We start from the raw sequence: 13,396 nt of genomic DNA, 5'->3' as shown, positions 1-13,396 counted from the left end.
GAAGTGCCGGCAACGGGCCGTACATATGCAGTCTCGGACCCCTCTCCCGCAGGCCCCGGCGCCCGGCCGCACCCCGCACCCCGCACCCCGCAAAACCGTCTCAGGAAATACGGTCCAGGACGATCGGCGTGCCCGCGAAAGCGGAGGAAGCTCCCTCCGTCACCGTGAACGCCCCCGTCAACGCCTCCTCCGCGTACCCGAACTTCTCCGGTGTGTCCGTGTGCAGCGTAAGGAGCGGCTGCCCCGCCACCACCGCGTCCCCCGGCTTCGCGTGGAGCTCCACCCCCGCCCCCGCCTGCACCGCGTCCTCCTTGCGCGCCCGCCCCGCACCGAGCCGCCACGCCGCCACCCCCACCGCGTACGCGTCCAGCGCCGTGAGGGTGCCCGACTCCGGGGCCACCAGAACATGCTTCTCGCGCGCGACGGGCAACTCCGCCTCCGGGTCACCGCCCTGCGCGATGACCATGCGGCGCCACACGTCCATCGCCGACCCGTCCGCCAGCGCCTTCGCCGGATCCGCGTCCCGCAGCCCCGCCGCGTCCAGCATCTCCCGGGCCAGCGCCACCGTGAGCTCGACCACGTCCGGGGGCCCGCCGCCGGCCAGTACCTCCAGCGACTCGCGTACTTCGAGCGCGTTGCCGGCCGTCAAGCCCAGCGGCACCGACATGTCGGTCAGCAGCGCCACCGTGCGTACGCCGTGGTCGGTGCCGAGGCCCACCATCGTGGTGGCCAACTCCCGCGCGTCGTCGAGCGACTTCATGAACGCGCCGGAGCCGACCTTGACGTCGAGGACGAGCGCGCCCGTGCCCTCGGCGATCTTCTTGGACATGATCGAGGAGGCGATCAGCGGAATCGACTCGACGGTGCCCGTGACGTCGCGGAGCGCGTACAGCTTCTTGTCGGCCGGGGCGAGCCCGTCACCCGCGGCGCAGATCACCGCGCCCACGTCGTCGAGGACGCCGAACATCTCCTCGTTCGACAGGGACGCCCGCCACCCCGGGATGGACTCCAGCTTGTCGAGGGTGCCACCGGTGTGGCCGAGGCCGCGGCCGGAGAGCTGGGGGACGGCGGCACCGCAGGCCGCCACCACGGGGGCCAGCGGCAGCGTGATCTTGTCGCCGACGCCGCCGGTGGAGTGCTTGTCGGCGGTGGGGCGGGCCAGGCGGGAGAAGTCCATCCGCTCACCGGAATTGATCATCGCCGCGGTCCAGCGGGCGATCTCCGCGCGGTCCATGCCGTTGAGGAGGACGGCCATGGCGAGCGCGGACATCTGCTCGTCGGCGACCACGCCCCGCGTGTACGCGTCGATCACCCAGTCGATCTGCTCGTCGCTGAGCCGACCGCGGTCCCGCTTCGTACGGATGACGGAAATGACGTCCATGGAATTCCTTACCGATCAGTGACCAACGGTCGAGCCGGCACCACCCCGTGCCCGGCGCGCCCCTGCTACCCACCACCCAACACTCAGCGGTCCAGGTCCTCCACCCCGAACGCGTCCGGCAGCATCTCCCGCATCGGCCGCACGCCACGGGCCGTCTCGACCAGCAGCTCCGGGCCGCCGTGCTCCCAGAGCAGCTGTCGGCACCGTCCGCACGGCATCAGCAGGTCGCCCCGCAGGTCCACGCAGGTGAAGTGGGTCAGCCGACCGCCTCCGGAGGCGTGCAGGGCCGAGACGAGGCCGCACTCCGCGCACAGGGCGACCCCGTACGCCGCGTTCTCGACGTTGCAGCCGACCACGACCCGCCCGTCGTCGACGAGCGCGGCGGCGCCGACCGGGAAGCGGGAGTAGGGCGCGTACGCCCGCTCCATCACATCCCGGGCGGCGCGGCGCAGGGCCTCCCAGTCCACCGGGGCGGCCGGCGGGGTCACGCCCCCTCTCCCTTCCGGTACGGGATTCCGTTCGCCCTGGGCATGCGCAGCCGCTGTGCGGACAGGCCCATGACGAGCAGCGTCGCGACGTACGGCGTCGCCTGGACGACCTGCTGCGGCACCGTGTCGGTGATCGCGTACCAGAGGGACAGCAGGACCGCGAAGCCGAGGGCGACGGCCGCCGCGACGCGCGAGCCGCGGTAGAACTTCCAGGCGGCCATGGCGAGCAGCAGCAGTGCCAGCAGGAGCAGCAGCGCGTGGACCGAGGGGCTGCCGTTGCGGAGCTGGAGGCTGTCCGCGTAACCGAAGAGCCCCGCGCCCACGGCGAGTCCGCCCGGCCGCCAGTTGCCGAAGATCATCGCGGCCAGGCCGATGTAGCCGCGTCCGCCGGTCTGCCCGGCGAGATAGAAGTGCGTGCCGATGGCGAGGAAGACCCCGCCGAGCCCGGCGAGCCCACCGGAGATGATCACGGCCAGGTACTTGTACGTGTACACGTTCACGCCCAGGGACTCCGCCGCGACCGGGTTCTCACCGCAGGACCGCAGCCGCAGGCCGAACGGCGTGCGCCACAGCACGAAGAACGTGACGACGAAGAGCGCCAGCGCGAGCAGGGTGAGCGCGGAGACGTCGGTGACCAGGCCGCCGACGATGCCGGCCAGGTCGGAGACGAGGAACCAGTGGTGCTCCTCCAGCGAGTTGAGCCAGTCGGACAGGCCCGGCACCGTGAAGTCCTGGATGTCGCCCATCGGCGGGGACTGCTTGGGGCTGCCGCCCTTCTGTGCCGCCTCACCGACGTTGAACCAGCGCTTGGCGAGGTACGCGGTGACGCCTGCGGCCAGGATGTTCATCGCGACACCGGCGATGATGTGGTCGACGCCGAAGGTGACGGTGACGATGGCGTGCACCAGGCCGCCGGCCGCGCCGCCGAGGACGCCGACCAGCACGCCGAGCCACGGACTGGTCTGCCAGCCGGCCCACGCGCCGAAGAACGTGCCGAGGATCATCATGCCCTCAAGGCCGATGTTGACCACACCGGCGCGTTCCGACCACAGGCCGGCCAGGCCCGCCAGGCCGATGGGGACGGCTCCGGACAGGGCGCCGGCGATCTGTCCGGAGGAGGTGATGTCGTCGGCACCGGTGATGGCCCGTACCGCGGCGATCACGATCAGGGCCGCGGAGATCATCAGCAGGATCACCGGGAGGGTGAACCTGATCCGGCCGCGGTTGCCTTCGGCCACGCGGGGCGCGGCCGGCGGCGGGGTCTGGGTAGCGGTGGCAGTCACGCCGTCACCTCCTGCTTGTCTTCGGAGCCGGGGCCGGCTTCGTGGCCGGAACCTGCACCGGCCGCCGCGAGTTCCGCGCCGACCTGGCGCTGCTGCCGGGTGAGGCCGTAGCGGCGTACGAGTTCGTACGCGATCACCACGGCGAGGACGATGACGCCCTGGATGACGCCGACGATCTCCTTGTCGTAGCCCTCGAACTCCAGGCCGTTGGAGGACCGTTCGAGGAACGCCCACAGCAGGGCGCCGACCGCGATGCCGACCGGGTTGTTGCGGCCGAGCAGGGCGACAGCGATGCCGGTGAAGCCGATGCCGGTGGGGAAGTCGGTGCCGTACTCGTACGACTGGTTGAGCAGGGTGGGCATGCCGACCAGGCCGGCCATGGCGCCGGAGATCAGCATGCTGGTGACCACCATCCGCTTGACGCTGACGCCGCTCGCCTCGGCGGCGGACTCCGAGCGGCCGACCGCCCGCAGGTCGAAGCCGAAGCGGGTGCGGGACAGGCCGAACCAGTACAGGACGCCGGCCAGCACCGCGAAGACGATGAAGCCGACCACCGGATCGGTGGAGGTGGAGAAGTTGAAGAGATGGCTGGAGGGCGGCAGCGGCTTGGTGGAGACCATGTTGGCGCTCTTGTCGACCACGCCGAGCCGGCCGCCTTGCAGGAAGTAGCCGATCACGATGCCCGCGATGGCGTTCAGCATGATCGTGGAGATGACCTCGCTGACGCCCCGGGTCACCTTGAGGACGCCGGCGATGGCCGCCCAGGCCGCGCCGACCGCCATCGCGGTGAGGATGATGACCGGGATCTGGATGACGCCGGGGATCGACATGGCGCCGCCGGCCGCGGCGGCGAAGAACGCGGCGAGCCGGTACTGGCCGTCGACCCCGATGTTGAACAGGTTCATCCGGAAGCCGATCGCGACGGCCAGGCCGGCCAGGTAGTACGTGGTGGCCTTGTTGAGGATGTAGACCTGGCTGTCGGTCTTGCTGCCGTACTCCACCATCACGCCGAACGCGTGGAACGGCTCCTTGCCGGTGGCCAGCAGTACCAGGGCGGTGACGGCCAGCGCGCCGAGCACGGCGAGTACGGGCGCGGCGATCCCCAGGACCAGCCGGTCCTTGTCGAACTTCTTCATCGGTCCTCTCCCCCGGGTCCCGCGGACTGACCGGCTGTCCCGGCCTCGTGCTCCAGGTGCCCGGAGGCAGCGCCGGTCATCGCCGAGCCCAACTCCTCCGGGGTGATGGTGGCCGGATCGGCGTCGGCGACCAGCCGGCCGCGGTACATGACCCGCAGCGTGTCGGACAGACCGATCAGCTCGTCCAGGTCGGCGGAGATCAGCAGCACCGCCAGGCCCTCGCGTCGGGCCTCGCGGATCTGGTCCCAGATCTGGGCCTGGGCGCCGACGTCCACGCCCCGGGTGGGGTGCGCGGCGATCAGCAGCTTCGGCAGGTGGCTCATCTCGCGGCCGACGATCAGCTTCTGCTGGTTGCCGCCGGACAGCGAGGCCGCGGTGACCTCGATACCGGGTGTACGGACGTCGTACTCGCGGACGATCCGCTCGGTGTCGCGGCGGGCCGCGGCCGGGTCGATCAGGAAGCCGCGGCTGTTGGGGCGTTCGGTGACGTGGCCGAGGATACGGTTCTCCCACAGCGGCGCTTCCAGCAGCAGGCCGTGCCGGTGCCGGTCCTCGGGAATGTAGCCGATGCCTCCCTCGCGGCGGCGCCGGGTCGGTGTGTGCGAGATGTCCCGGCCGTCCAGGACGAGCGAGCCGGCGTCCGGTATGCGCATGCCCATGATCGCCTCGACCAGTTCGGCCTGGCCGTTGCCCTCGACGCCGGCGATGCCCAGCACTTCGCCCTTGTGGATGGTGAAGCCGATGTCGTCCAGCACGGTGCGCTCGACGCCGTCCGGGTCGGTCGCGGCCAGCCGCAGCCCTTCGACGGTGAGCATCGGCTCGGTGGTGACGGTGGATTCGCGGGTCTCCGGGGACGGGAGTTCGCTGCCGACCATCAGCTCGGCGAGCTGCTTGGTGGTGGTGGTGCGGGGATCGGCGTCACCGACGGTGGTGCCGCGTCGTATGACGGTGATCACGTCGGCGACCGACAGCACCTCACCGAGCTTGTGCGAGATGAAGATGACGGTCAGACCCTCGGCCTTCAGCCCCCGCAGGTTGTCGAAGAGCGCGTCGACCTCCTGGGGGACCAGGACGGCGGTCGGCTCGTCGAGGATGAGGATTCGGGCGCCGCGGTAGAGGACCTTGAGGATCTCCACCCGCTGGCGGTCGGCGACGCCCAGGTCCTCCACCAGGGCGTCCGGCCGGACACCGAGGCCGTACGCGTCGGAGATCTCCATGATTTTGGCGCGGGCCCGGCCGCCGATCCCGTACAGCTTCTCGCTGCCGAGGACGACGTTCTCCAGCACGGTCAGGTTGTCGGCGAGCATGAAGTGCTGGTGCACCATGCCGATGCCGCGGGCGATGGCGTCGCCGGGGTCGTGGAAGGTGACGGTCTCGCCACCGACGGCGATGGTGCCCTCGTCCGGCTTCTGCATGCCGTAGAGGATCTTCATCAGGGTGGACTTGCCGGCGCCGTTCTCGCCCACGAGGGCGTGCACGGTGCCGCCGCGCACGGTGATGTCGATGTCGTGGTTGGCGACGACGCCGGGGAACCGTTTGGTGATGCCGCGCAGTTGGACGGCGGGTGGACTCGTGGACGCGTTGATGGCGCACTCTCCTCGTCGGAAAGGCTCGGGCGGTCGGGCGGTGGGGGTGAACGTATCGCGGAACAGCCAATCTACGCGCGTAGGTTCAGCCATTCGTTGCGCTCGGATTCCTTGGCGTTGCCGCCGCTGGGTGCGAACCCGTGGGTCGGGCGACGGTCCGGGACGGATACCGGGTCGACGTCGGCCGGGACGGGCACCGGTCACCGGCCGGTCTCCCGAGCCGTCCGGAGGGCCGGAGTGCGGGCCGCCGCTGACGTCGGGGCGCGGGGGCCGGGATCGTCCGGGCCGCGAGTCTCGATTAGGGCCGAGGCTCGGCGCGGGTGCGCGTCAGCACCCCCGCCGAGCCTCGTTGACCGTATTCCGTGCTCGCTCCCCGGAACCCGGACCGGGCGGGCAGCGTGCTGTTCGAAGCCTTACGCAGCGGATGTCACGGGGTCGTGCTGACCTTGATCTCACCCGACGCGATCTTCTGCTTGGCCGCGTCTATCTGCGCCTTGATGTCGTCGATGAAGCCGCCCGTGGTGGAGAGCGACACACCGCCGGTGCTCAGGTCGTACGCGTTGGTACCGGTCTTCGGCTTCTTGTCCTGCACGGACTTGATCAGGTCGTACGTGGCCACGTCCACGTTCTTGATCGCGGAGGTGAGGATGTGGTCCTTGTACTTCACCAGCGCCGGGTCCTCGTACTGGTCGGAGTCGACGCCGATGGCCCAGGCACCCTCCTTGGCGGCCACCGCCTGGATCGAACCGTCGCCGGACAGGCCCGCCGCGGTGTAGATCACGTCGATGCCGCTGTCGAGCATGCCGTTGGCCTTGCCGGTGGCCGACGTCGGGTCGTTGAAGCCCTTGGTGTCGGTCTCGTACAGGTACTGGGAGGTGACCTTCACCGACGGCTTGGTGTCGCGGACACCCTGCGCGAAGCCGGCGTCGAAGGTGCCGATCAGGGTGTTGTGCACACCGCCGATGAAGCCGACCTTGCCGGTCTTGGTCTTCAGCGCGGCGGCCACACCGGCGAGGTACGAGCTCTGCTCGGTGGCGAACACCATGCTGTCGACGTTGGGCGAGTCCACCACGGAGTCGACCAGGCCGAACGTGGTGTCGGGGTACTTCTTGGCTATCTTGGCGACGGCCTCGCCGTAGGTGAAGCCGACCGCGATGACCGGGTTGTAGCCGGCCCCGGCCAGCAGGTCCAGGCGCTGCTCGCGGTCGGACTGGGTCTCACCGTTGGTCGCGGTCTGCTCCTTGGCCTCCAGGCCGAACTCCTTGACCGCCTTGTCCAGGCCGCGGGCCGCGGAGTCGTTGAAGGAGTGGTCGCCGCGCCCGCCGACGTCGTATGCCAGAGCGGCGCCCTTGGCCTTGTCACTGCCCGAGGAACTGCTGCCGCACGCGGTCGCGGTCAACGCGAGAGCCGCGGACACCACACCCACGGCAGCGATCTTGGATACCCGGCGCAAGAGGGTCCCCTTCAGGTCGGAAGCGCCCCGTTCCGGCGCTGGCTACGCGGGAGCTTAACGCGCGTAGATGTCACGTAAAGACCGAATGAAGACCCGTTACCGGATCGACGCATTTCGGCCAGGTGAATCGACCGTAGCGATCGGCTCACCCCGTGTCAGGACAGCAGTGCAGCCGCCGTGAACAGTTCCACCCCGACCGCGATGGCGTTCTCGTCCACGTCGAAGTCGCCCTGGTGCAGGTCCTTCTTGGTCGTGTCGCCCGGTGAGCGTACGCCCAGCCGCGCCAGCGCACCCGGTACATGCTCCAGATACCAGGAGAAGTCCTCGCCGCCCAGGCTCTGCTCGGTGTCCTCCACCGCGTGGGCACCGTAACGCGCGGTCATCGCGTCCCGCAGCAGTTCCACGGACAACGCCTCGTTCACCACCGGCGGCACGCCGCGCTGGTAGGTGATCTCGCACTTGGCCCGGTAGATCGTGGCCACCTGGTCGATGATCTCGTGGACGAGGTCGGGCGCGTCGTGCCAGGCGGCCAGGTCCAGGCAGCGGACAGTGCCTTCGAGCTCGGCGTGCTGGGGGATGACGTTCGCCGCGTGCCCGGCCTGGAAACGGCCCCATACGATGCTCAGCCCGGACCGCGGATCGACCCGCCGGGTCAGCGCGGCCGGAAGTTCGGTGGCGAGCTTGGCGGCGGCCATCACGAGGTCGGTGGTCAGGTGCGGGCGGGCGCTGTGGCCGCCGGGACCGTCCAGGACGAGCTTGAGTTTGTCGGCCGCGGAGGTGATCGCGCCCTGCCGCACCCCGATCTTCCCGACCTCGACCTTGGGGTCGCAGTGCACGGCGAGGATACGTTCCACCCCGTTCAGCGCACCGGCCTTCACCAGGTCCAGCGCGCCGCCCGGCATGATCTCCTCGGCCGGCTGGAAGACCAGCCGCACCGGCCTGCGCAGCTTGCCCGCACGGGCCAGGTCGGCGAGCACCAGCCCGGCGCCGAGCACGATGCTGGTGTGCACGTCGTGTCCGCAGGCGTGGGCGCGACCCTCGACCGTCGAGCGGTACTCCACCGTCTTGGGGTCCGGCACCGGCAGCGCGTCCAGGTCCGCCCGCAGCGCGAGCCGTCCGCGCTCCGGGTCGTCGGGACCGATGTCGCAGAGCAGTCCGGTCCCGGCGGGCAGTACCCTGGGGCTGAGCCCGGCCTGTTCGAGCCTGACCCGCACCTTCTCCGTGGTTCGGAACTCCTGCCGTCCCAGCTCGGGGTGGCGGTGCAGATCACGGCGGAAGGCGATGAGCTCGGCGTGGAGCTCGGGGGTGACCACGGCGACACGTCGGTCCGCGTCCTCGCCCTCGGACGACGCGGCGTCACTGTCCTTGGCGTTCTTGGCGCTCTTGGCGTCCCTGGTGGCGGACGGCGCGGCCTGCGCGTTCTCGGACAACGCGCCGGACGGCGCGGCGGGTGAGTCGTTCACCTCAGTCAGGGTATGCCCCACGAGCTGCTCCTCTTACCTGATCTGGAAAATTTAGGCGCTGCGGGAGGAGAAGTAGTCGCCCGATCGGCACATACCGGATCATCCTCGAGGGTATGCCCACCCTTTTGGGGTTCCGGGCCTGTTGCCACCCATAGTCGCTCAACGAGCGCCGCGTCGCGAGCCAGCGCCGCCCATCCGGCCGCACCCGCGAGACCCCATAGCTTAGGGCCCTCATGTTGCGCCCGTGTGTGCGATCGTCTCCCGCGGGGTGCCCCTGTGATTCGCCTCACCATTCGCGCCCCGGTTATGCGGTGCCGCCCCGGCGGGGTCCGTACGCTTTCCCGGCGCGCGGGGTCGGTCCCGGCGAACAGGGGTGCGGCGTGCTCGGCGGTGACCGCGCGGTCCGGCCGGAGCCTGCCTTTCGCGGATGGTCGCTGACGGTCACCCCGGCCGACGACTGCGGGACAGGCGACCGGCCCCGGACGACGAGTCGGGTGAGCGCCCGCTCGACCCGCCGGGTGGCGGGTGGGCTCCGGCGGACGTCGCGGCCGGGGTGACCGGCCCGCATGGCGCGTGCCGCGAAACGCTTCAGCGGGACTTCCGGCGACGGAGAGAGCCGCCGGCATGTCCCGGGTCTGGGAGAATCCCGCCGATCGACCGGGCGGCCCGGGAACACGTGGCATCGCCTGAGGCCGTCGATGCCGGTGACGCAGACACGTACGGCCCCTTGCCGCACGCCCACCCCAGCTTCCACCTCGCCGCCCGGTGGCCCGACCCCAGAACCCCGCAGATCAGGAGGCCGCAGTGCCCAGACTGTCCGAAAATGCGCTGTCCGTTCCACCGTCCGGCATCCGCCGCATTTTCGAGATGGCCGCTGAACTCGACGACATCATCGCGCTCAGCGTCGGTGAGCCCGAACTGCCCGTCGCCCGCCACATCCTCGACGCCGGCGCGCAGGCGTGGAACGACGACGTCACGCACTACACCCCCAACGACGGCATCGCGCTCCTGCGCACAGCGATCGCCGCCAAACTGCGGCGCGACAACCACTACCTGGTCTCCGGCGACCAGGTGCACGTAACCGCCGGCGGCGCCCAAGCGCTCCACATGGCCATGTCGCTGACACTCGCCCCGGGCGACGAGATCCTGATCCCCGACCCGGGCTACGCCACGTTCACCATGGCGCCACGCCTCCTCGGCGCGGTCCCCGTGCCCTACCCGCTCACGCCGGACGGCGGATTCGAACCCGACGTCGAGCAGCTGGACCGACTCGTCACCCCCCGCACCAGGGTGCTGCTCGTCAACAGCCCTTCGAACCCGCTCGGCGTCGTCTACGGGCCGGATCTCCTGCGCGGGCTGCTGGCCTTCGCCGCCCGCCACGACCTGTGGGTCATCAGTGACGAGGTGTACGAGTACTTCACCTTCGGCGCTCGGCACGTGAGCCTGGCGAGCCTGGACGCCGACGACCGGGTCTTCGGCGTCTACTCGCTGTCCAAGACATACGCCCTCACCGGCGCGCGTGTCGGCTACCTCGTGACTCCGACCGGCATCGCGAACACCTTCCGTGCCGCGCAGGAGTCCATCGTGAGCTGCGTGAACGCACCCGCACAGATGGCTGCGGTCGCCGCCCTCGAAGGTGACCAGAGCCATGTGACCGCCGCCCGCGAACGCTACCGGCGGAACATCGAGGCGGCGTGCGCGCTGCTCGACGAGCTGGGCATCCGCTACCAGCGGCCAGGAGGCGCGTTCTACCTCTGGATCGACGTGTCCCACGCCGACGAGGGAAACGTCTCGGCCTGGGCGGAGAAGTTCCTCGTCGAGCAGCGCGTCGCGGTGGCTCCGGGCGTGGCGTTCGGCGCGGCGGGCGAGGGATGGATACGCATCTGCGCCGCGGGGAAAACCGGTCCTCTGCTGACAGCCCTCGGCCGGCTCCCCCGCCCCTGAAGCGCCGGGAGCGGAAGCGGCGGGCGGGCCCGGACGCGGTCACCGCACGGGCGCCGCCAGGCGTACGAGCGGGTGCCGGCCGCGATGGACGGTGCCGGCTCGTGATCGACACCGCGTCGCTGCGGGACTGAGGCGATCGGGCCCGCACCCCGCGGGGCCGGCCGGGTGCCCCGGACAGGGGCGGTGCGCCGCGGACCGCGCGGGGGGCGGCGACGCCTCGGACCGCGCCCGGGCCGCCCCCCGCCCGCCTTGCCGCCGGGCGAACAGGGCACCACCGCTCGGGGACGCCGCCGGCGCACGGCCGGACTGCGGGGTCACGCCCCTACGCCGGGCTCGGTTCGTCCGCGGCCGGCAGCCCGTGCAGGTCGCGGGCGGTGTGCGTGATGCCGGACAGGAAGGTGTGGGCGCGCGGCGAGGCGGCCGAGGTCAGCCACTCCTGGTCGATGTCGCACACCACGATGTGCACCTGCGTGTCGGCCAGGGCCAGCGGCAGGGTGTGCACGACGGTGGACGGGAAGGACAGTACGGTCCGGCCGACCGGCCCGCGGCGGGCGACCAGTTCCAGGGGCAGTTCGGGCCGCACGATCTCCAGACCGGTCTCCTCGGCGAGGCGGTGCAGCTTCTCCGCGGCCTCCCGGCGGTGCGCGAAATAGCGCGTGGCGCCGTGCTGTTCGGCCAGCGAACGGACGACCGTGAAGTAGCGCTCGGGGTCGACCACACCGGTCTCCACCAGGGAGGTGCCGATCAGGTCGGTACCGGGCAGGATGTCCGGCGGTCCGAAACGGCTGCGGGTCCAGGCGAACCGGTTGGTCCGCAGCGCCATGCCGGCCGGCGGGGTGGCGGGCATCGCGCTGAACAGCTCGATACGGCGCCGTTTTCCGGGGGTCAGCCGGCGGCGGGCCGAGGACGCGAAGAGCCCGAAGGCGGCGTCCACCGGGGACCTGCGGCGCCCGCTGCGGTGCCAGCGCACCAGCCGGCCGCCGTTGGTCAGTATCTCGGTGAACTCCATGGTGGCCGTGCCGTCGTCCACCACGACGAGCTCCTTGGCCCGGCACAGCGGCAGCAGCACCTGGACCAGGCGGGAGAACGGATCGCCGATCACCAACCGCTTGACCCGCACGAGCAGCGGCGCGAGCGCCAAGGCGGTACGCAGCAGGCCGCCGCGGCCGCCGCGCGCCTCGAACCAGCGGACCACCACGCCCTCGTCCCGGGCGAGTTCGGCCATCCGGCGCACCTGGTCGCGGCTGGTGGGGTCGGCGGGCGACAGCACCACGACGGTCAACGGTCGCGCAGCCGGGGCCTCGGGGGCCGGAGCACCCGAGGCGCCCCCGGCCCCCTCCGCCGCGCGGCCGTCACGGCCGTCGCGGGCGGCGGGGAGCCGGGGTACGGCGGGCGGGTGCGCATGCGCCCACTCCAGGACGTTGAGGAGCTGGACGGGTGACTCCACCAGAGCGACCGCCCCCGTGCCCGGTACGGACGTCCCGCCCGTCGCGGGCGCGGGCCTGTCGGTCATCGCTTCGTCCTTGTCGTCCCTGTCCCCGGTCACGCGCGGGTTCCCGGCACCGCTGCCGACGACGGCACCGGCCGCACCCGCGCCCTCGCCTGTGTTCTCGCTCACGCGCGAGTCCTCGGCCACGGTTCCCCGCTCATGCGTAGGGCCTGCTGATCTCCGGCGCCCACCGCGTGGTCAGACCGACGCGGTCTTGGAGCCGGCCGCGGCCGCCTCCGCCTCGGCGACGACGCCGGGCACGCGGCGCAGCTTCGCCATCGGGCCCAGCTCGCCCTCGTAGACCCGCTTCACGCCGTCACCGAGGGAGGTCTCGATGATGCGGATGTCGCGGACCAGGCGCTCCAGGCCCTGGGACTCGACCGAAGCGGCCTGGTCCGAGCCCCACATGGCGCGGTCCAGGGTGATGTGGCGCTCCACGAAGACCGCGCCGAGGGCGACGGCGGCCAGCGTGGTCTGCAGGCCGACCTCGTGGCCGGAGTAGCCGACCGGCACGTTCGGGTACTCGGACTGCAGCGTGTTGATCATGCGCAGGTTGAGCTCCTCGTGCTTGGCCGGGTACGTCGACGTGGCGTGGCACAGCACGATGTTGTCGCTGCCGAGCACCTCCACCGCGTGGCGGATCTGCTTGGGCGTGGACATACCGGTGGAGAGGATGACGGTACGGCCCGTGGCACGCAGCGCGCGCAGCAGGTCGTCGTCGGTGAGCGACGCGGAGGCCACCTTGTGGCACGGCACGTCGAACTTCTCCAGGAACTCGACGGACGGCACGTCCCACGGGGAGGCGAACCAGTCGATGCCGCGCTTGCGGCAGTACTCGTCGATCGCCCGGTAGCCGTCCTCGTCGAACTCCACGCGATGGCGGTAGTCGATGTACGTCATCCGGCCCCACGGGGTGTCGCGCTCGATGTCCCACTGGTCGCGCGGGGTGCAGATCTCCGGGGTCCGCTTCTGGAACTTGACCGCGTCGCAGCCCGCGGCGACGGCCGCGTCGATCAGGGCGAACGCGTTCTCCAGGTCGCCGTTGTGGTTGATGCCTATCTCACCGGTGATGTACACGGGCTGGCCGTTGCCGATGTGGCGGGAGCCGACGGCGCGGAGGTTGGCGGGGAGAGATGCCGGGAAGGTCGTCACGGGGTGGTGTTCCTTAATGAT

General features: G+C 71.0%; 10 protein-coding genes. 1 reads left to right on the top strand and 9 read right to left on the bottom strand.

Annotated elements, in window-relative coordinates; all coding sequences use genetic code 11:
- Nucleotides 1-100: 100 nt before the first annotated feature.
- The 7 genes from VIW71_RS06210 to VIW71_RS06180 all read right to left on the bottom strand — a co-directional run bounded on the left by VIW71_RS06210 (nucleotide 101) and on the right by VIW71_RS06180 (nucleotide 8,640).
- Nucleotides 101-1,381: a thymidine phosphorylase gene (locus VIW71_RS06210; RefSeq protein ID WP_331620963.1), complete on the bottom strand. Its 1,281-nt coding sequence runs from the start codon at nucleotides 1,379-1,381 to the stop codon at nucleotides 101-103.
- 83 nt (nucleotides 1,382-1,464) lie between these two features.
- The gene (locus VIW71_RS06205; protein WP_331620962.1) at nucleotides 1,465-1,869 is read right to left on the bottom strand and encodes a cytidine deaminase; all 405 of its coding nucleotides are present in this window, start codon (nucleotides 1,867-1,869) and stop codon (nucleotides 1,465-1,467) included.
- Nucleotides 1,866-3,152, bottom strand: coding sequence for an ABC transporter permease (locus VIW71_RS06200; RefSeq protein WP_331620961.1), 1,287 nt, complete (start codon nucleotides 3,150-3,152; stop codon nucleotides 1,866-1,868). The genes VIW71_RS06205 and VIW71_RS06200 overlap by 4 nt, the downstream gene beginning before the upstream one ends.
- Nucleotides 3,149-4,288, bottom strand: a complete 1,140-nt coding sequence (locus tag VIW71_RS06195; protein WP_331620960.1) for an ABC transporter permease — start codon at nucleotides 4,286-4,288, stop codon at nucleotides 3,149-3,151. Before VIW71_RS06195 ends, VIW71_RS06200 begins: the two co-directional genes overlap by 4 nt.
- On the bottom strand, nucleotides 4,285-5,967 hold the full coding sequence (locus VIW71_RS06190; RefSeq protein WP_331620959.1) for an ABC transporter ATP-binding protein: 1,683 nt from the start codon (nucleotides 5,965-5,967) through the stop codon (nucleotides 4,285-4,287). The genes VIW71_RS06195 and VIW71_RS06190 overlap by 4 nt, the downstream gene beginning before the upstream one ends.
- A 334-nt stretch (nucleotides 5,968-6,301) precedes the next feature.
- Nucleotides 6,302-7,327 (bottom strand): BMP family lipoprotein, encoded by a 1,026-nt coding sequence (locus tag VIW71_RS06185; protein WP_331620958.1) that lies wholly within the window; start codon nucleotides 7,325-7,327, stop codon nucleotides 6,302-6,304.
- Nucleotides 7,328-7,482: 155 nt separating this feature from the next.
- Nucleotides 7,483-8,640, bottom strand: coding sequence for a M20 family metallopeptidase (locus VIW71_RS06180; protein ID WP_331620971.1), 1,158 nt, complete (start codon nucleotides 8,638-8,640; stop codon nucleotides 7,483-7,485).
- Between the two features lie 954 nt (nucleotides 8,641-9,594).
- Here VIW71_RS06180 and VIW71_RS06175 point away from each other — a divergent pair.
- On the top strand, nucleotides 9,595-10,734 hold the full coding sequence (locus VIW71_RS06175; protein WP_331620957.1) for a pyridoxal phosphate-dependent aminotransferase: 1,140 nt from the start codon (nucleotides 9,595-9,597) through the stop codon (nucleotides 10,732-10,734).
- Between the two features lie 322 nt (nucleotides 10,735-11,056).
- On the opposite strand, the gene VIW71_RS06170 is transcribed toward VIW71_RS06175, so the two are convergent.
- Both VIW71_RS06170 and VIW71_RS06165 read right to left on the bottom strand, forming a co-directional pair.
- The gene (locus tag VIW71_RS06170; RefSeq protein WP_331620970.1) at nucleotides 11,057-12,247 is read right to left on the bottom strand and encodes a hypothetical protein; all 1,191 of its coding nucleotides are present in this window, start codon (nucleotides 12,245-12,247) and stop codon (nucleotides 11,057-11,059) included.
- Between the two features lie 174 nt (nucleotides 12,248-12,421).
- Nucleotides 12,422-13,375 carry an N-acetylneuraminate synthase family protein gene (locus VIW71_RS06165; protein WP_331620956.1) on the bottom strand — a complete coding sequence of 318 codons (954 nt, stop codon included), beginning with the start codon at nucleotides 13,373-13,375 and terminating at the stop codon, nucleotides 12,422-12,424.
- Nucleotides 13,376-13,396 lie beyond the last annotated feature (21 nt).

Origin of the sequence: Streptomyces sp. (assembly GCF_036524955.1) — a bacterium.
Classification (GTDB): Bacteria; Actinomycetota; Actinomycetes; order Streptomycetales; family Streptomycetaceae; genus Actinacidiphila.
The sequence above is the reverse complement of the archived record's forward strand: the minus strand, read 5'-3'. Positions and strand labels throughout refer to the sequence as shown.